The organism is Fulvivirga ligni, assembly GCF_021389935.1.
Lineage (GTDB): Bacteria > Bacteroidota > Bacteroidia > Cytophagales > Cyclobacteriaceae > Fulvivirga > Fulvivirga ligni.
This window is the reverse complement of record NZ_CP089979.1, coordinates 742331-761347: the sequence shown is the minus strand read 5'-3', so window position 1 is coordinate 761347 and position 19017 is coordinate 742331. Positions and strand designations below refer to the sequence as shown.

The window sequence follows — 19017 nt, the reverse complement described above, 5'->3', positions numbered from 1 at the left end:
AGATCTCAAATAAACGAACTCAAATAATTAATTGATTATGAAAAAGTTAGCTTTAAAAATTTTACTTAGTGCGGTAGTTGCCATTGGCACTTTTACATCTATTCACGCTTATCCTATTTCACCTGGCCCGTTGAGAAAATTGGTTCAGGATGCGGATTACATCATTTATGCAGATGTAGTTGATATAGTTAATATTCCAAAAAATGGGCATGATCGATATGCAGTATTATCGATAAAGGAGCTCTTACAAGGCAAGTTAAAAGATAGCGTTATCCAAGTTATGTTTTCGCCGAATATGATTTGTCCAGCTCCGGCCCGCTATGAAATAGGCACTACGGTTTTGGCATTTTTAGACAAAACAGAGAATGACGAATATATTACTCATGCACTTTCATATGGAGCGAAAACGCTTGATGAGCAAGGATTTGAAATCTACAAGCAGAGAATAGTGGAACTCCAGGAAATTAACAGCATTAAGAATGATGAAAAGAGAGCTGAGGCTACGCTCGATTGGCTTGTAAAATGTGCATCTAACAGAGTTACCCGCTGGGAGGGAACTTATGAATTATCACCGGAAAGTGATTTTATGTCATTCTATGACAGAGATAGCAAAACCCATGTTATGAAAAATGAATTGTCGGAATCGCAAATTCAAACTTTACGAGATGCTTTATTTAACTCCAAAACAAATGAATATGAAGATTTAGGTTTGATTGACTTGGTTGCTAATGATGGTGGGGAAGAGATGTTAACCTTGCTAACCAGGCATTTAAAAGACATGGATGTGGAAAAAATTTGGTACAAAGAGTTTTTATTAACACGAATAGCAACCCTTAGCAACCGGGATGATTTAATAGCTATTGCCAAGAAGCTTAAGGAGATTGATCATTTAGACAAAGAGCGCAAAGATAAGGAGAATGCGATTATGAAGGAGTTTATTGCAGTGCTTTAGTTATAAGACTGCCAGGTAATCATTGCTTCTTTTTTCCATGATTTACAGATTTTTAAGATCAGAAATCCCACTTTTCAGGGGTACATTTCATAGATTAGGTAAGGTGTAGATGATCAGTAAGACTCCGGATATTCTCCGCGCTCCTCCGAATTCCGGAGTGACGTTACAGTTTAAGACTGTGGAGGGTCGGTTTTGAATTTACAGAATCTACTCCCTTCTCCTTGAGGAGAAGGGCTGGGGATGAGGTGTCACCGCCCATAATCATGATACTCAGAAATGATCAAATAATAACCATCTGGATCTCTCAAAGCAAATTCTTTTTTTTGCGAATTAGGATTTAGCTCAATTTCTTGCTCAACCTGATGATCCATTTGTTGGGCATTATTTCTAATTTTTTGCAGATCATGCGTCCGAACATATAATATCAGGCCATTGCCTGGAACAATATCTGAATTTTTCATGGTAGGGTGATCATGCTCGCCCCATTTGTGCAAACAAAGAATCACCTCGCTTTCATCATCCAGAAGAGTCACAATATGCAGCCCTTCACTTTTGCATCCCAGTAGAGATTGATACCATTCTGCACTCTTTTGGATGTCTTTAACGGCTATTATTGTATCTAATTTCATAAATGATAAACCTCGTTGGATTAAAACAAATGCTAGAGGGAAGTGATTGCCCACATCAATCGTTATAATACTTTTTCATCGGCCTTTGCTCCGATATATTTCAGGGCCAGTCCGGATGAAGTTAGCATGCCCAGACCTAAACCGGTGAGTATACCAGCCCATTGGTGTTCAAAAATAATACCTAGTCCTAAACCTGTTAAGGTTAGCCCAATAATAGTCAATAAGATGGTTAGGAAAAATAACGTAGTCTTGTTCATAATATCTAATTTAATTTGTTTTTCAAATGGTTTAAAAAGGTCGATTTTCTGGTCTAATGGCTAATCTATGTATAGCTTGGGTTCCAAACCTTTATGAGTACAAAGCTCTGAAAAAGGCGGGCTGAAGGGTTAAAAGTTATGCAGCGATCTATGAAAATTATGATGCAGAAACTATAAGATATGCGGCCAGGCGTAATGTGGAGGCATATTCACGATGGATTTCAGTATTTATTTCAAATTTTTATAATTTTGATTGACCTTAAACATACTTATGTCAAACGCACCAACTTCTGGAGACGACTTTATCTCTCAGGTAGAGCAGGTCATTCAGGAAAATATTTCTAACGAGCAATTTGGGGTTTCTGAACTAGCAGAAGCCATGAATATGAGCAGATCTAATTTGCTCAGAAAAGTGAAGAAAGATACAGAGCTATCGGCCAGTCAATTTATTAGAAAGGTTAGACTCAAGAAAGGACTGGATTTGCTTCAGCAAACTTCCTTAAATGTTTCGGAGGTTTCTTATGAGGTGGGATTTGGCAGTACTTCTTACTTTATTAAATGCTTTAGAGAACAGTATGGCTATTCTCCCGGTGAAGCGGGTAAAATGGCTAAGGAGGAGGAGCCTGCAAAACTACAAATAAGCTATTTTCATAAGTATCGATTAATAATAGGGGGGAGTCTGCTATTAGCAATTATTATTACCATACTTGTACTCTTTAATAATTCTGGAGATAAAACAGTGCAGCCTGAGCTGGAGAAGTCCATTGCCGTTTTGCCCTTCAAAAATGAAAGTAGTGATAGTGCCAATATTTACTTCATCAACGGCCTGATGGAGTCTACACTCAATAACTTACAGAAAATAAAAGACCTCAGAGTGATCAGTCGCACTTCTGTAGAAAAGTATAGAAACACTGATAAGTCCATTCCTGAAATAGCGGAGGAGCTAGGTGTCAACTACTTTATCGAAGGGAGCGGTCAGAAAGTGGGGGATCAAGTGTTACTCAATATTCAGCTGATTGAGGCTAACTCAGATAAGCACTTGTGGGGCGAGCAATATAATAGAAAGATGAACGATATATTTCTGCTTCAAAATGAGGTAGCAACCAAAATCGCCGCATCTATTAAGGCTTATGTTTCTGTGCAGGAGCTAGAGCAGATAAAGAAAAGACCTACAGAAAACCTGGAAGCCTATGATTATTATCTAAAAGCCCTGGAACCGTTTCAAGCCAGAACGGCAGATGGCTTGCGCAAGGCTATACCTTTATTTAAAAAGGCCATTGAGCATGACCCTGGATTTGCCGTGGCTTATGCTGATGTGGCTATATCATATTATTTCCTCGACCTTTTTCAGGTAGAGAAAAAGTATACTGATGAAATAAATAATTATGCCGATAAGGCCCTGCTTTATGACTCTAAATCGGATCAAAGTTTGTTAGCCAAAGCTTTTTATTATATGCAAACAGAGCAGTACGCTTCAGCCTTACCTCATCTGGAAAAAGCACTGGAATATAATCCGAATTCATCGGCCATCATTCAAACACTGGCTGACATCTATTCTCGACTGATCCCAAATACTGCCAAGTACCTTGAATACGCCCTCAAAGGAATGCAGCTGAATGTGGCTGCCAATGATTCCATTCAGAAAAGCTATCTATGTCTCCATCTTGCAAATGCCCTTTTTCAAAACGGCTTTGTAGATGAGGCCATTGAATACATGGATAAGTCCATTAATTACTTTCCGAATAATGAGTACAGTTACGTAAGAGACTTGATGCTTTATGCCCGGGATGAGAATTTAGAGAAAACAGGCCAGAGCCTACTAAAGAAATTACAGCAGGATACTACCAGGTTGGACATTATCCAAGAGGTGGCTAAAAACTATTATTTGCAGGAAAATTATGATAGTGCGTTTCATTACTATCAGAAGTTTACCACTCTGCAAGATCAAATAGGTATGAATATTTTCCCTCAGGAAGATATTAAAATAGCATTCGTTTATAAGAAGATGGGAGATGATGCACAGGCCGCTAAATTTTTTGAAGCCTATGAAAAGTTTTGTCAAAATGATGAATCGATTTACAAAAGTGCCAGTTTGGCCAATAAATATGCTTACGAGGGCAAATACGAAGAGGCCATTGAACAATTGAAGATCTTCTCCCAGCAACATGATTTCCAATATTGGCTATTGGTATATATTAAAATCGATCCTATAATGGCATCACTAAAGAGCCATCCTGAATATTCAAAAGTATTGAAGGATATTGAAGATAACTTCTGGAAAAATCAGTCGAAGCTGAAAATGTCTTTGGAAGGAAAGGGTTTGATGTGAGTTGTATTGCTTTCAAAGGCTGAAAACTAACGATTTGAAAATTACATTACTCATCCGAAGGTGCAAATTCTTATACTCCTATCTAATCTTTTCCAACAACTCATCAGTTATTGTAAGGGTGTAGATACCGTTTCTTTCAGTGCCTTCATAATCCCAAAAATGTCTGAACCTTAAAGTATCGTATTCATGATCATTGATAACGATAAGAAATCTGCTAATAGGTGGAATAGTATCCGTACTGGTATAATTATCTTCGGGAATATGGTGCTTTCCTGAAGTGCCAAGGTCTTCAGATATTTTTAAGAATTCACCTTCTTGCAGTACCGTAAGAGAATCCTGAATACGAAAGCCTCCCTGATCACTCTGGGCATGGATAGTTATAGCTTCACTTGATTCGTTGACTACCTTATAAGTATAGTCAGCAAAATAATCGCAAGAGAATAAGCAACTAACCACAAATAGAAAAGAGATATTCTTTCTCATAAGCATGAACACTTATATCATATTCAACTTACGTCGAAAAGAACACATTAGAAATAGGATGGCACAACTATATTTCTAGGCTAAGGCTTTACGCCCTGGCTGAGGTCTTCCATCACTTTAGCCACTCTTTTATTTCTGGTTTCATCTGTTTTTGCTGAATCTATTAGAGTTGCTATTTTATTTTTATAGCTCGGAGATAAATTTTCATAGAAATCAGCGGCCACTTTATTGTTTTTAAATTCACCTTTCAATGCACTTGGTATTTCTACCTCGCGCGGGGCGGTATCCAGCTGTACATCTACTTCAATATTTTCACCACCATTTACATCCACATGCTTGCGGTGTGAACTATTCAATGGAATTAAATATTTGCCAGCCATTACGCCAACCGTAGTTTGATAAGTGTAACCCTGGAGAGTGATGGATACAGGCGGCTTTTTCCCTGCGCCAAATTTTTCAATTATTTCCTCTGGTACCTCAATGCCCAGATTGTTGCCTTTTTGAAATATATGTGCTTTAAATTTCATGCCTTAAGTATTTAATAAATTCATGATTTTGTCATTTTCAAGTTAGCAAGAAATATATAGTTATAGTCGGGTTAATTGCGACAAATAATGGGTCTTTTACAATTAAAATTTTTGTTAAAAGTGATTGGTTTAACTTTATCTCCATAAATTGTTTATCATTGGCATGACTCAGAAATCTCATTTTTAACTCAATTAGCTGCGGATGTTCTAATTTCTGTGTTCATTTATTTTATGTCAGAGAAGTATCCTAAAATATATCTATACAAACGCATTGTTCATGCTAAATTATTTATGGATGAGCATTATGATGAGAAGATTGATCTCAGCCAGATCTCCAATGAATCTTATTTTTCAAAATTTCATTTTATAAGATTATTTAAGGTTGCCTACGGAAAAACACCTCATCAATACCTTACTTCAGTGAGAATTGATAGAGCGAAAGTATTATTGGCTCAGAATACTCCCGTAATTGACACCTGTTTCCAGGTAGGGTTTAATAGTACCAGTTCTTTTACCGGACTCTTTAAAAAAACGGTGGGAATAACTCCTTCAGATTTTCAAGTAAGGGCCTTGAGAAGGCAGGAAGACTTAAAAGTTCAACCTTTGCAATTCATTCCGGCCTGTTTTGCCAGCCATAATGGGTGGTTATAAAAAGCAATTTTCGAGAAGGTCGCCCTCTGATAAGTTTTCATTTTTGCCCTATAAATAAACAATATCGATATGATTACAAGATTAAATCACATGAGCGTGTTCGTGCTTGATCAGGAAAGTGCCTATGAGTTTTATGTAAATAAGTTAGGCTTTAAAGTGCATACCGATGCGCCAATGGGGCCAGGTATGAGGTGGCTAACAGTCTGTCCTCCAGAGCAACCTGACCTGGAAATTAGTTTAATGGCCATCCAGGATGGTATGATGTTCAAAGATGGTGCGGCAGAACAAATGCGCGAACTTGTGAAAAAAGGCACCTTCGGATTTGGCGTGTTTGAATGCAATGACTTAATGGCCACTTACGAAGAGCTGAAATCAAAAGGAGTGGTTTTTAAAAAGGAACCAACAAAAGAGTTTTATGGCTATGAAGCTCTATTTGTAGATGATTCTGGTAACTGGTTTTCTCTTGGGGAGAAGAAAAAGGAATAGTGAATAACATGGTTCACCTTTAGGTATTAAAATTCGTTTTTTTAAAGTAATATTTCCTTTCTGTTCGTTATTACATATATACCCATTGAAAAGGAAATTCCATGAAACCGCAGAAAATTCAAGAGATAAGGTCAGCTGTAACTGAAATTCTTAATCACGTAGAAAAACATGAGGATGAGCACCAGTCACTCATAAAGACCGTGGATAAAGCTCATCAGAAAAGTGCTATCAACCTGATGCATTACCTGGCCTTACGCTCTTTTGACATTCGTAAGTTGCAAAAACGCCTTGGAAATTTAGGCATGTCACGCCTGGCCCGGTCGGAAGCACATGTGGAGGCTAGCCTCAAAACAACACTGTTTTTTCTCAATCATCTGCTCGGTGTAGGTAGTGCTCCAAATGATGATTATGACATGTCAATAAAGCAGAGTGAGAAGGCCTTGAAAAAGAACACCAAAAGTCTGCTGGGCAATACGCCGGACAAGAGAAGGCTGAGGATAATGGTAACTATTCCTGACAAAGCTGTAAAACGATATGAGCTTGTGGAGGAGATGGTAGCCAGTGGTATGAACTGCGCGAGAATCAATTGTGCTCATGATACACCGGAGGATTGGCTCACGATGATTAACCATATCAAAAAGGCCTCTGAAAAGCTTGAGAAAGAAGTAGTTATAACTATGGATGTGGGTGGGCCAAAGATTAGAACAGGTGAGATTAAAGGGCATAAGGGTGTAAAGCATTTTAAGCCCAACCGAAACGACCTAGGCCAGGTTGTAGAACCTGCAGTAATTAAGCTGGTAAGTAGCGAGAAAATTGAGCTTGGCTCGGATGAATTACCCGTGAACCTGGAATGGCTGGAAAAGTTGAATGTGGGGGATGAAATTTCATTTAAGGATACGAGGGGGAAATCGCGTATAACTAAGGTTATAGAAATAGATGAAAATACTGTTATCACACACAGTGATGATTCCGCCTATATTGAAACCGATACTCAGTTAACGGCACCACACGGTAAGGTAAAGGTTGAAGAGCTACCTCCTGTAGACCAGATCATATTTTTAAAAAATGACGATTATTTAAAACTCTATAAAACTTCGATTAAAGGGGAGCCTGCTAAGTTTGATGATGAAGGCAATGTGGTGAGTCCGGCCAAATTATCATGTACTCTGCCTGCTGCACTGGAAGGCATAAAGAAAGGAGACCCTATTTATTTTGATGATGGTGAAATTACTGGTGAGGTAGAAGCTATAGAAGATGATCATTTCCTGATCCGAATAGTAAAAGCGAAGTCTGGTGGCACCAAGCTTAAATCCGATAAAGGAATCAACCTACCTGATTCTAATGTACAGATCAGCGGCCTTACTTCTAAAGATAAGGAAGACCTTAAATTCATAGCTGAGCATGCTGATGTAGTTAACTTTTCCTTCGTACAAACCCCTGAAGATGTGAAGGATATGATCTCTGAGCTGGAAAAGTTAGGTGTGAAGGATAAGTTAGGAGTTATCCTGAAAATTGAAACTCAAAAGGGCTACGACAACCTTTCGAAGATACTTATGGAGGCCATGAAGCTGAAGAAAATAGGCGTGATGATAGCACGAGGCGACTTGGCCATAGAAACAGGCTGGGAAAGAATAGGTAGCATTCAAAAGGAAATGTTAGCCATATGCAATGCCGCTCATATTCCGGTGGTTTGGGCTACTCAGGTGTTAGAGAATCTGGCGAAAAAGGGCCTACCCTCGCGATCAGAAATAACAGATGTGGTAAATGCCGCGAAAGCTGAATGTGTTATGCTCAATAAAGGTCCACATATCATTGAGGCCATAAAATTATTAGATACCATCATTATCTCATCCGAGATGTTTCAGGATAAGAATGCACCGGTGTTGCCGAAATTGAAGAAGATTATGAAGAAGTAGCTAATGAATTGAAAGCTGATACATAAATGCCATCGTCCTAGAAGAGATGAGTATATGTAATTATTTTCATTATCTATCGGAAAAATTCCAAATAGCTAAACTCCGGATATTCTTCGTGTTACTCAGAATTCCGGAGTAAAAGTTTTGTTGCTTAGCACATCGAGAAGGTGGCTTATTTTAAGGTTTTCTTGATCTTTCTTTCCTGCGGCGTGCAATATCAGAAAGTGATAAGCCTTTCTCCCTGATATAACGACTATTTTTAGGGCTGCCAATCAGCTGTGAAGAGTACACGCCTGAATGGCCGGAAAAAAGATAAGCGACACTACAGGCAATGGCTATGAAGACGCCTGATTCTATGCCAAATAGCTCTATTCCCATTAATGCGCAGGCCAAAGGCGTATTGGTGGCACCAGCAAAAACAGCTACGAATCCCATACCAGCTAGAAGGTCCATGGGTAGTGGGATAAACCAGATTAGAGCATTGCCCAGGGTGGCGCCTATATAAAATAGCGGTGTTACTTCTCCGCCTTTAAAGCCGGCTCCTAAAGTGAATGAGGTAAATAGCACCTTCAACAGAAAGTCATAGGAGTTCATTTGTTCATGAAAAGAGGCGACAATGGTAGGAACACCAAGGCCTATATACTTAGTAGTGCCTATCAGATAGATAGCTATGGCCAATATGGCACCACCAATTACAGGTCTTAATGGAGGATATTTTATTTTACTTTTAAAAAGGCTGCTCCAGAAATGGGTAGACTTAGAGAAAAGCATGGCCACTAACCCGAATATTATACCAGCTAATATGGCCCAACCCAGGTTAGGAACATTCATATCTACCACAGAATCAATATGATAATGAGTGTGTGATACGTTCCATATTCTGCAGAAGTAATCAGATAATACGGCCGCCAGAAAGCTTGGTATGATGGCATCTAGCCGTATTCTTCCTAGAATAAGAACCTCTAGAGCAAATACACCACCGGCAAGAGGTGTTCCAAAAACAGAAGCAAAACCAGCACTAATACCAGCAATCAAAATGATCTTTCTATCGCGGTTAGATAGCTTGAATATTTTAGTGAACCTGTCAGCCACGGCTCCTCCAATTTGTACTGCAGTACCCTCTCTACCAGCAGAGCCACCAAAAAAGTGAGTTACCACAGTGCCAAAAAGCACTAAAGGAGCCATTTTGAACGGGATAATCTTTTTGGGGCTATGAAATTCTTCCAGTAAAAGGTTATTGCCTTTTACCACGCTATCTCCATATAGATGATATGAAAGTCCTACTATAAAACCACCCACCGGAAGAAGGGCAATAATCCAAAGGTGCTCTTCACGCCAGTTGGTCGCCCACTCAAGACTTACCAAAAAGAAGGCAGAAATGCTCCCTGCCACTGCACCAATCAGGAGGCAAATTACAAACCATTTAAGAACGTATACTAAAGAAGGAATTTGCTCGATAGAGCTGAGAAGGTTGCGAAGCTTTTCTTTATTCATAAAGTCTGATCATTAATGATTCTACATCGGCAAAATAAGCCATTGCTTGTAGAAGTCATCAGCACCTTGCGGAACGGTTTAAGGCAGACCTCATTGCCAAATTTGGCTCAAAGATATTAAAAAATACTTTGTGAAGATATAAGATGCTGTACATGATCATTTCGGGGTTTATAATTATGAATATTGTAAGATTATATTTAATTTAAAATATTACTCTTCCTTCATTAACAATACATCAATGAAATTACTCAACCAGATTGTACTCTCATTTTTAGTTTTGGTCTCTGTTTTCAATAATATTTCTGCTCAGGAAAACGATATGGCCAGGCAAGTTACCATTGCGGGAAAGGTAAGGAACCATGATATTAATCTTGAATTGATAAAGATCACCGTTAACCGTCCCGGCTTAGGCCCCTTGCAGCTTGAGACGACAATCGATGACGAGGGAAAATTTTCTGAGTCATTTATGGCTTATCTGCCTACAGATGCCTGGCTGTTTTATAAAACTAACTTTCTGATATTAATACATCCTGGAGACAGTATATATGTGGAATTTGATGGCAGTAAAAATGATAGACCGGAGTTGCTCAGCTCAATTAAATTAGGAGGTAGTCACAGTAGAGATAATGAAGATGCAGCAGCTTTTCAAAAAATATACTACTCGAACGAATTGTATTCAGACTGGGATTCTAAACAAAAGGCCAAAATGAAGGATGCGGAAGATTATGTGATTTACCTTGATTCCGTAAAAACATTAAGAGAGGATGAACTGAAACATTTTGTTTCAAAATATAAACCATCAGGTAAGGTGGCATTGTGGGCGTCAACATTAATTCAAATGGATTATTATTATAATCTGGCCTATTATCCTGATGAACATATCTCACTTATGAACTTAAACAGATCAGAATGGTCAGTGCCAGACGGGTATTTTGATGGATTTCAAAATCCATTACCATTAACAGAGGAAATGCTCATTAGCGGTTATTCCATATCGCACTTTGTTAATACCTACCATTATTACTATGCCAGGAAGAAATTAATGGCAGCAGAGGAAAATAAAAAGTTCTTAATCAACGGTATGTTCGCTGCGCCTACAAGTATTTATGATTCATTAATTGTTTATGGTATCATGAAGTACACACCAGATGATTTGCTCAGGCAATTGGTTCTTACAGAATTATTTAGCCAGAGTTTGGATAAATCTGAGATTGCCTTGTATGAAAAATATCATGAATTAGTAGCGTCAGAAATTACAAACCCAGGCTTACGAGAACCACTAGAGCAAAAATATAGGGAGATTAAAAAAAGTGTTGATAATCCAAAGTTATCATCAGACGCTATGCTAATGAAGGTCTCGTCTACCTCCGCCGGTGCCATTATGGATAGTATTATTAGTGTAAATAGCGGTAAAGTAATTTACGTTGATTTCTGGGCTACATGGTGCGGACCTTGTCTTAGTGAAATGCCTAATTCCAAGAGATTGATGGAACAATTGGATGAGAAGGAAGTGGCATTTGTGTATCTATGCCTGGATTCTAAAGAGGATCTTTGGAAGGCTACATTATCCAAACATCAAATGACGGGTCAGCAGTATTATTTAGATAAACAGCAGAGTGATGACATTCGAGCGTCACTTAAAATTAATGGTATCCCACATTATTTTTTGATAGATAAAGACGGAATTATCATTGACAATGGCTCCTATCTTCGACCTGATGTAGTAGAAGATAAAATTCAAGAGTTATTGAATGATCAAGGTTAATTAGAAACCATTACCGCAGCACATTGTTGCTACTACATAAAACAAAGATCAGAAAACATGCAGCTAGCGGCGATATCTTGGACCTTCGGTCTGTCGGATTTGGAAGAACTATTTAGTAAGGCTCAATCCATTGGTTATAAGGCCATTCAATATTGTGAGGACTTTGATAAATACAGTGCGGAAGATGTGCTAGCCGTTGCCGATAAATTTAAGATTCAGGTAGTAGGATATGACCCATTTAACTGCCAGCCATCTTCGGAGAAGGAAGCAACTCTTGATAATTCTGTAACTTTTTATAAAAAGGTAATCGATTATGCTGAGGCTTTAAAGGTGCCGATGGCCACTATTCAGGGCTTATCTACCTGGGTGGCTGATCATTCTGATTATGCCAATGGCATAAAACAGATTATTGCTGCCATAAAGCAGTTAAGCGCTTACGCCAAAACTAAAGACATTTTACTAACCTATGAGGCGTGTAATCATTACGAAGTGCCATTCTTGCATACTGCAGAAGAGCTGATTTACATCATAGAACAGGCAGAAGTGGATAATGTAAAAGCCGTGCTGGACAGCTTTCATATGAATATTGATGAGCCTGATCCGCAAAAAGCACTAGCCAACTTTCCGGCTGATTTACTTTATAGCTACCACGTGTCAGACTCCGGAAGAGGAGGAATTGGGACGGGCCATATTGACTTTGAAGAACATTACAACTTGCTTAAAAAGTCTGGCTTTGATGGTTTAGTCTGTTTTGAAATAGTGATACCAACGTGCCGACCTGATAAACTTCCTATGAATAGTGAGCAGATGCAGGAGTTTATGAGACAATCAAAGGATAGCCTTCAAGCCTGGCGAGCACTTTAAGGTTTCATATTATTTAATTACATTTCCTCCTAAAATTAAACAGGAGATGCAGGATCTGGGAATAATTAATTATGGAACTTTTGTTATCGCCGGTATAATATTAAATATTACACCAGGGGCGGATACTTTATACATCATGGGCCGAAGTATGTCTCAGGGAACCAGAGCAGGTATATTTTCAGTTCTTGGGATTATTACAGGAGCGCTGTGTCATGTTTTGTTTGCTTCACTAGGGTTGTCCATTGTATTGGCACAATCTGCAGTAGCTTTTGAGATCGTAAAATATCTAGGGGCGGCGTATCTGATTTATATGGGAATAAGATCTATCATAATGGCTAAAAATTCTGACTTTTCTGTAAAGGCCAATGCCCAAAAAAGTAATAGAAAGATCTATTTCTCAGGTATTTTCACCAATCTGCTAAACCCGAAAGTGGCATTGTTTTTCCTGGCATTTCTGCCTCAGTTCATTGATCCGGCCTATTCCGAAAGTCCGGTGCCATTTCTTATACTGGGTTTTACGTTTCTGACTACAGGCACTATCTGGTGCGTTTTCGTAGCTTTTTTTGCTTCCAGGTTATCAGAAAAATTCCGTCAAAATCCTAAAATTAAAGTATGGCTTGACAGAATTACGGGTGGCATATTCGTGTCATTAGGTATTAAACTAGCTTTTACTCAAAAGTAGTTTTACATATAAAAAGCCTTTGCAATCATATTAAATTCACCCCTATAAATAAATTTAACTTTGGCCTGAAAGGCTTTGTTAGGATACTGTGAGCGAATGATGGCCCTTGCCTCATCGGAAATAGAGGCATACATGGTATCATCGGACAGCAGGTCTTCTTCTAAATTTAGGATGACGGATATGTATTTATCGCCTGGGCTGTTCTTTATTTCATCATAAATTTTGATATCTGCCGTCAAATCCTCGCTAAAATCATTTTCAAATATCTGCTCTAAGGCTTTACTCTCTTGCTCATTATAGCTGTTTTCTGAATACTCAACATTCCATACCGGAATACTTCTGGTTAGTTTATAAATGGGCGTCCATAATAAAATTATTACAAAAGAGGCCAGAGCGAATGTTATTAGAATCTGCCCAAATCTTGTCCTGCCGCTGACATGATCAGGATTATAATTGATCACCTCGGTGCCTGCCAGCATGTCACCAATTCTTCTATTAGGGTTAATCAATGTAACAATAACTTCTATTGGCCATATGATACATAATAAGTTTCTTACCAAACATCTGAGAGGGGCAGCAGGCTCACCGGTTTTATAGTTCACCACTTGTAATTTAAGAGCTCTTTTGCCGATACTTCTGCCATTGAAGGAATCTTTACATAAATAAAGAACAAAACCAATCAAGCCAATGTAGGTGAAAGGGCCAAAGACATCAGGTGGAGGGGCATGCTCGGAATTAAAGGCCTTGGCGAAAATCATGGCCATATGTGGTATGGCGAAAATGCCTGCGATAAATGTCATTACAAAATGGTCTAAAACCATAGATCCTAATCGATTGCCGGTGTCTGGCTTGCCTTCTATATACATATTGAAGAAATGTGTGATTTTATAATTTATTAAAGATAAAGTTAATTATTGTGAGGCTTAATAATTTCTTACATAATCAGAATAAATCCAAAATCCTTCGTTAATAGCTTAAAATAATGAGTCTATGAGGTGTTTAGCTACTTTAATAATAGTGATTTTTCTAGGTTGTGATAACTGTGATGATGTCAGGTGTTATGAAGATATTAAAGCAGCAGATTTTTCCTTCCAAATTTTAGATGCTGATACTGGAGAAGACCTCATATTTGGGGATGATCCAATTAATCAACCTGATGGGGTAGTAATAGTAGCCCTGGATGCCCAACGTTTCAGGCCTAACTATAAAAATCAGACCCTAAATCAGTTTGTTTTTAATCAGACCCTTTACTTTTTCCCTGAAGAGGGACAGCGATCTGGACCAGTGTCTGATTCTTTAATTTTTGAATTTGAAAGTATTGGTGTGCCTGATTGTTGTGAGGAATATAAGATTACAAAGGCCATCTATAATGGAGATACACTATTGCCAAATTCAGATCATATTTTCGAATTGTTCTATCATAGAGATTAAAATTGTCAGAGACCTGACGCACATGCCTATTTTTAAAACAGTGTTGCTTCAGAACTCGTTCTTACCATTGAACTAAAGTACACAAAGGATGAAAGCTATATGGAATGGACAGCTACTGGCTGAAAGCGACAACACCGTGGTTATTGAAGGCAACCATTATTTTCCTAAAGAAAGTATTAAATCAGAGTATTTTAAAGACTCGGCCACTCATACCATCTGTCCGTGGAAAGGAACGGCATCATACTACACATTGGCTGTAGATGGGGAAGAGAATAAAGATGTGGCCTGGTATTATCCTGAAACCAAACAGGCCGCAAAAGTAATTGAAGGCTATGTTGCCTTTTGGAAAGGCGTTGCTATTGAGGACTAGGTCTTGTCCTGGTTCTTCCCAAAAACTTGAAGGCATCTACTAGCATGTAGGTGCCTATTACGCCGGTTACACCTCCGGCCACCAGAAGACCCTGGCCCAGCTCATCATTTTCACGACCTAGCATGAGCCCGCCTGCTATGGTTACAGTGTATCCCAGCGTGGCGACTAAAATGCCTCTTTGAAATTTACTTTTAGACTTTTCCAGATTGAGGTGAATGTTATTAACATCAGCTTGAAGGGCTAAAACTTGTTGTTTCAACGAATCATAATTACCCTGAGCGGAGGCGCCGGCCAGGCTAATAAGAGATAGCAAAATGATTAGTAAAGATTTTTTCATGGGTTATATTATGTTAGGCATTTAGCCAGTTTTTAAAGGCCTGGGTTTTACTTCTACTCACGATTAAGCGTTCTTCACAAGGAACATAAAGCTTTAACTCCAGGCGCTGTTGGTCATAGTTGCTGATTTCTTTTATGCAGGTTATGCACACAATATATTGTCGGTTTATTCTAAAAAAGTCCTGAGGGTTAAGTAGACTTTCATCCAGCTCTTCCAGGGTATGATCAATAATATATTTCTTGCCGCTCCCTTTTTCAACAATGTGGCAAATCTTATCATGAGCTACTATGTACTCAATATCTTCCACATTTTTGAATTGCATTCGCTTTCCAAATTTCACTAAAAAGCGCTTTTTATAAGCCTTAGTATTTCCCGCTAGTAAATTGCGAATGGTCTCAGGGTCTACGGTAAACTTTCTGTCTTCAGATTTTATTTTTTTATACCTTTCCAATGCTGCCTTAAGATCCTCAAAACGAACAGGTTTAAGTAAATAATCGAGACTATTCAGTTTGAATGCATCGAGCATATACTCATCATAGGCTGTGGTGAAAACTACGGGCTTATAGCATTCTGTTTTTTGGAAAATTTCAAAGCATTTACCGTCAGACAGTTGAATATCTAAAAAGAGAAGGTCGATATCATCATTATGCTTATCTATGAAAGCCGCTGTGCTTTTCACAGTATCAAATTCCTCCAGCACTTTTACACTCGGATCATACTGATGTATAAGGCCAGAAAGGCGCTCTGCGGCCAAAGGTTCGTCTTCTACTATTACCACATTCATGATAGATATATGATTGGTATTTTTATTCTGAACATATGATTTTGCTCAATTATCAATGAGTTTTCTCCACTCAGATAATCATAGCGCTCCCGAATATTCCTCAATCCAATGCGAGTAGATGGTTCCTTAACTTCTTTCAGCTGAATATTGTTTTCTACTATGATATAATCATCTGTATTAAAGAGTCTTATGGTTAAAGGCTCTGCCTTAGAAACTATGTTATGCTTAATGGCATTTTCGATGAGAAGTTGGAGCGCTGCCGGTGCTATATATTGACCTTTTATGTCATTGCACACCTTATTTTCAATAATAAGATTATCCTTAAAACGGATTTTTAATAAATAGATATATGACTCTATAAAAGCCAGCTCATCATAAATGGTGACGACTTTATTTTCCTGATTATAAATGATATAGCGGTATACATTGCTCAGCTGCTCTATAAACTTGGCAGAGGTATCCGCATCTTTATATACCAAAGTTGAAAGAACATTAAAGCTGTTAAATAGAAAATGAGGATTCACCTGGTTTCTTAAGGCTTCAAATCGGGCCTCTATATTTTGCTTCTTCAGTCGCTCAGCTTCTAGCTGCGCCCCTTTATATTGATCGATAAAGAAATATATGGCATTGATACAATGAAGGAAAAGATTAACTCTGAAACTAAAACCTATAGCCAGTTTAAAGGTAATAACTCTGTTAAACGAGTGATCTGAGAAAATAATGAATCCCGCTGTTACAGCTGTCGAAATAAGGTAAATGTTGATAACACTTAGCGCAAATAGCAGAATGAGCGGATTTATTTTCTTGATTTTAAACTTAAAAGCGAGCGGCGATAGCCACCTGCTTCCTTCCCACACGAAAAATGCTATGATAAGTAGAAGGGTAAAGAATAAAATAGGATTGAGTTCGAAACCAAACAGTTTATCACCTTCTGTAAACAGAATGTTGATATACGAATATATCGCTAGAAGAAGGATAAAAAGGTATCTGTATTTGATTTTGAACATAGTTGTAGATCAGATCTTTTTCATTAACAAGAAAAAGAACAAGGTGTCACTAAAAATGCACAACCAGCAAAGCGGACACCCTGTTCAAAACCAAATGAATTATAGGTCTACTGGAATTAACACAGCATCTATAATATGTACTACTCCATTGGTGGCCAGTTCATCTGTACCTGTAACGGTAGCATCTGTAAAGTCGGGGTCTTTGTCTTCCAATGTTACAGTGCCATCAGTAATATCTAGCATTATCGTAGTTCCATCTGCTAATGTACCTGCTTCCAGGCCATCCATCAGATCTGAGGAGAATACTCTTCCACTTATTACGTGATATAATAAAACGGCCTCTAGTGTTTCGTCATCAATTTCAGCCGGACCGCTTACATTCAGTGCTGTATAAAGGGCTTGGAAAGCATCATTGGTTGGTGCAAATACTGTAAAAGGTCCATTTCCTGTTAAGTCTAAATCGGCCTCAGTTAGTGCTGCTGCTAAATCTGTAAATCCTGCGGCCGCGGCAATTTCCACTACATTCATTGATGCTGGCATTAAAGTTCTGTTTATGCCATGAACCACTCCATTGTCATAATCCATAGCTCCTCCTTCTGATGTAGCTACTGTTACCTGAGAGTTTCCGTTTATGAAAACACCATTGCTGTTGTTGGTTAGATAAAAGTCTCCATTCAAAGTAGTAATTGCTGTGGCAAAAGATTCTGCTGTTGAAGGTAAATCTTCTGCAAACACCTCACTACCAAGCACATGATATTGTAGTATTGGAGCCAGGTCCTCACCGCTTAATTCGTCTAATGAAGTAATGCCAGCAGCTTCAAAGGCAGCGTTATTAGGAGCAAATAGCGTGTAGTTAGCTTCTCCGTCGATCAAAGTGCTCAGCAAGTTTGCTTTTACGACAGCGGCGGTAAGTATTGAATAGCTCTTGTTAAAGTATGCTGGTTCAACTATCGTGTTCACTATACTAGCCTCTAACTCAGGCACCAAAACAGCATCAATCACATGCATTACACCATTGCTTGTTTCTACGTCAGCAGTTACCACATTGGCATTATTAATCATTACATTACTTCCGTCAATACTTACAGTAATTTCATCTTCTGCACTAAGTGCTGTGGCGGCCATCTGACCATCAGATAAATCAGTAGACATCAAAGCAGCGCTACTAATAACATGATATTGTAATACTCTTTTTAAAACATCTTCAGGAACATCATCAATACTTTCTTGTCCTATCACGTCAAGCAGGTTTTCAAAGGCAGTGTTAGTAGGGGCGAATACGGTAAAGCTTCCTTCACCGTCTAAAAGGCTAACCAAATCAGGGTATTTAGTTAGTGCTGTTACCAGCATGCTTAAATTGCTGTTGGCTTGTGCTGTTCCCACTATGGTTGGCGGCGGTGGCATTAGCACACCATCTATAGTGTGAATAACTCCGTTGCTAGCCTCTACATCAAAAGGACTTACTATATCGATATCATCTACCGTAAGTTCAGAAGCATCAATGGTTACTGAGGCTCCATTAAGTGTTTCCACCATTCCGCTTGAAAGATCGGACGACATTACTTTTCCTGAAACCACATGGTAAAGAAGAATGGCTTCCAGGTTTTCCACATCACCCACGTTAGACGCGGTAATACCAGCAGCGGCAAAAGCTTCATCAGTAGGAGCAAATACTGTGAACGGACCAGTACCTTTAAGATCATCTACCAGGTCAGCTTCAGTAAGAGCGGCGGCAAGGGTATTATAACCATTGGCGATGGCTACATCAACAATATCTGGCTCATCTGGCGGGGTGCCATCATCGTCGTCACCACAGCTGGTGAGCAAAAGCCCGGAAACTAATAGCACGGCTGTAAGCGCATACTTGTAATAGGTATTGAACATTTTCATGATTTTGAAATTTAAGTTGTTGTGTTTTTAGATTTTTCAGATTTCGCTTTATAAACCTGCTTCATGAGGATGTTTCTATAGGTTATGGAGTGAATGGTATATTGCTCGCCGTGAATTACTGTATACTGAGCGCGAATGGATGTGGGCAGAGCCTGTGATTACT

Annotated in this window: 20 protein-coding genes and 1 riboswitch; of the genes, 10 read left to right on the top strand and 10 right to left on the bottom strand. The window is 38.7% G+C overall.

Going from position 1 to position 19017, the window contains the following annotated elements; genetic code table 11:
• The first annotated feature begins 37 nt into the window (after positions 1 to 37).
• Positions 38 to 952 (top strand): hypothetical protein, encoded by a 915-nt coding sequence (locus LVD16_RS03385; RefSeq protein WP_233772180.1) that lies wholly within the window; start codon positions 38 to 40, stop codon positions 950 to 952.
• Positions 953 to 1200: 248 nt separating this feature from the next.
• Here the strand turns inward: LVD16_RS03385 and LVD16_RS03380 are convergent, their stop codons facing one another.
• Positions 1201 to 1581: a VOC family protein gene (locus LVD16_RS03380; protein WP_233772179.1), complete on the bottom strand. Its 381-nt coding sequence runs from the start codon at positions 1579 to 1581 to the stop codon at positions 1201 to 1203.
• A gap of 62 nt (positions 1582 to 1643) precedes the next feature.
• Positions 1644 to 1838 (bottom strand): hypothetical protein, encoded by a 195-nt coding sequence (locus LVD16_RS03375; protein ID WP_233772178.1) that lies wholly within the window; start codon positions 1836 to 1838, stop codon positions 1644 to 1646.
• A gap of 271 nt (positions 1839 to 2109) precedes the next feature.
• Between LVD16_RS03375 and LVD16_RS03370 the strand changes: the two genes are divergently transcribed.
• Positions 2110 to 4167: a helix-turn-helix domain-containing protein gene (locus tag LVD16_RS03370; RefSeq protein ID WP_233772177.1), complete on the top strand. Its 2058-nt coding sequence runs from the start codon at positions 2110 to 2112 to the stop codon at positions 4165 to 4167.
• A 78-nt stretch (positions 4168 to 4245) separates the two neighbouring features.
• Here the strand turns inward: LVD16_RS03370 and LVD16_RS03365 are convergent, their stop codons facing one another.
• Positions 4246 to 4650, bottom strand: a complete 405-nt coding sequence (locus tag LVD16_RS03365) for a hypothetical protein (protein ID WP_233772176.1) — start codon at positions 4648 to 4650, stop codon at positions 4246 to 4248.
• A gap of 80 nt (positions 4651 to 4730) precedes the next feature.
• On the bottom strand, positions 4731 to 5177 hold the full coding sequence (locus tag LVD16_RS03360) for a YdeI/OmpD-associated family protein (protein ID WP_233772175.1): 447 nt from the start codon (positions 5175 to 5177) through the stop codon (positions 4731 to 4733).
• Between the two features lie 231 nt (positions 5178 to 5408).
• Between LVD16_RS03360 and LVD16_RS03355 the strand changes: the two genes are divergently transcribed.
• The 3 genes from LVD16_RS03355 to LVD16_RS03345 all read left to right on the top strand — a co-directional run bounded on the left by LVD16_RS03355 (position 5409) and on the right by LVD16_RS03345 (position 8230).
• Positions 5409 to 5828: a helix-turn-helix domain-containing protein gene (locus LVD16_RS03355; RefSeq protein WP_233772174.1), complete on the top strand. Its 420-nt coding sequence runs from the start codon at positions 5409 to 5411 to the stop codon at positions 5826 to 5828.
• Between the two features lie 69 nt (positions 5829 to 5897).
• Positions 5898 to 6314: a VOC family protein gene (locus LVD16_RS03350; protein WP_233772173.1), complete on the top strand. Its 417-nt coding sequence runs from the start codon at positions 5898 to 5900 to the stop codon at positions 6312 to 6314.
• Positions 6315 to 6415: 101 nt separating this feature from the next.
• Complete coding sequence (locus LVD16_RS03345) at positions 6416 to 8230, top strand: pyruvate kinase (RefSeq protein WP_233772172.1); 1815 nt, start codon at positions 6416 to 6418, stop codon at positions 8228 to 8230.
• Positions 8231 to 8407: 177 nt separating this feature from the next.
• Here LVD16_RS03345 and LVD16_RS03340 read toward each other — a convergent pair whose 3' ends face one another.
• Entirely contained in the window at positions 8408 to 9724 is a 1317-nt protein-coding gene (locus tag LVD16_RS03340; RefSeq protein ID WP_233772171.1) for a voltage-gated chloride channel family protein, read from the bottom strand.
• A 42-nt stretch (positions 9725 to 9766) separates the two neighbouring features.
• A riboswitch (Fluoride riboswitch) is annotated at positions 9767 to 9831 on the bottom strand.
• A 131-nt stretch (positions 9832 to 9962) separates the two neighbouring features.
• Here LVD16_RS03340 and LVD16_RS03335 point away from each other — a divergent pair.
• Genes LVD16_RS03335 through LVD16_RS03325 form a run of 3 tightly spaced genes read left to right on the top strand, consistent with a single transcriptional unit; the run spans position 9963 to position 13035 of the window.
• A complete protein-coding gene (locus LVD16_RS03335) occupies positions 9963 to 11489 on the top strand; it encodes a TlpA family protein disulfide reductase (RefSeq protein ID WP_233772170.1) in 1527 nt (508 codons plus the stop codon).
• 57 nt (positions 11490 to 11546) lie between these two features.
• Complete coding sequence (locus tag LVD16_RS03330; RefSeq protein ID WP_233772169.1) at positions 11547 to 12353, top strand: sugar phosphate isomerase/epimerase family protein; 807 nt, start codon at positions 11547 to 11549, stop codon at positions 12351 to 12353.
• Between the two features lie 46 nt (positions 12354 to 12399).
• A complete protein-coding gene (locus LVD16_RS03325; RefSeq protein WP_233772168.1) occupies positions 12400 to 13035 on the top strand; it encodes a LysE family translocator in 636 nt (211 codons plus the stop codon).
• Positions 13036 to 13037: 2 nt separating this feature from the next.
• Here LVD16_RS03325 and LVD16_RS03320 read toward each other — a convergent pair whose 3' ends face one another.
• Positions 13038 to 13901, bottom strand: a complete 864-nt coding sequence (locus tag LVD16_RS03320; protein ID WP_233772167.1) for an RDD family protein — start codon at positions 13899 to 13901, stop codon at positions 13038 to 13040.
• 124 nt (positions 13902 to 14025) lie between these two features.
• Between LVD16_RS03320 and LVD16_RS03315 the strand changes: the two genes are divergently transcribed.
• Positions 14026 to 14466 carry a hypothetical protein gene (locus LVD16_RS03315; RefSeq protein ID WP_233772166.1) on the top strand — a complete coding sequence of 147 codons (441 nt, stop codon included), beginning with the start codon at positions 14026 to 14028 and terminating at the stop codon, positions 14464 to 14466.
• A gap of 88 nt (positions 14467 to 14554) precedes the next feature.
• Complete coding sequence (locus tag LVD16_RS03310; RefSeq protein ID WP_233772165.1) at positions 14555 to 14836, top strand: DUF427 domain-containing protein; 282 nt, start codon at positions 14555 to 14557, stop codon at positions 14834 to 14836.
• On the opposite strand, the gene LVD16_RS03305 is transcribed toward LVD16_RS03310, so the two are convergent.
• From LVD16_RS03305 to LVD16_RS03290, 4 genes are all read right to left on the bottom strand, one after another.
• Positions 14823 to 15173, bottom strand: coding sequence for a hypothetical protein (locus tag LVD16_RS03305; protein WP_233772164.1), 351 nt, complete (start codon positions 15171 to 15173; stop codon positions 14823 to 14825). The genes LVD16_RS03310 and LVD16_RS03305 overlap by 14 nt on opposite strands.
• Before the next feature lie 13 nt (positions 15174 to 15186).
• Positions 15187 to 15957: a LytR/AlgR family response regulator transcription factor gene (locus LVD16_RS03300; RefSeq protein ID WP_233772163.1), complete on the bottom strand. Its 771-nt coding sequence runs from the start codon at positions 15955 to 15957 to the stop codon at positions 15187 to 15189.
• Positions 15954 to 16964 carry a sensor histidine kinase gene (locus LVD16_RS03295; protein ID WP_233772162.1) on the bottom strand — a complete coding sequence of 337 codons (1011 nt, stop codon included), beginning with the start codon at positions 16962 to 16964 and terminating at the stop codon, positions 15954 to 15956. Before LVD16_RS03295 ends, LVD16_RS03300 begins: the two co-directional genes overlap by 4 nt.
• Positions 16965 to 17063: 99 nt before the next feature.
• Positions 17064 to 18854: a fasciclin domain-containing protein gene (locus LVD16_RS03290; RefSeq protein ID WP_233772161.1), complete on the bottom strand. Its 1791-nt coding sequence runs from the start codon at positions 18852 to 18854 to the stop codon at positions 17064 to 17066.
• Positions 18855 to 19017: the final 163 nt, after the last annotated feature.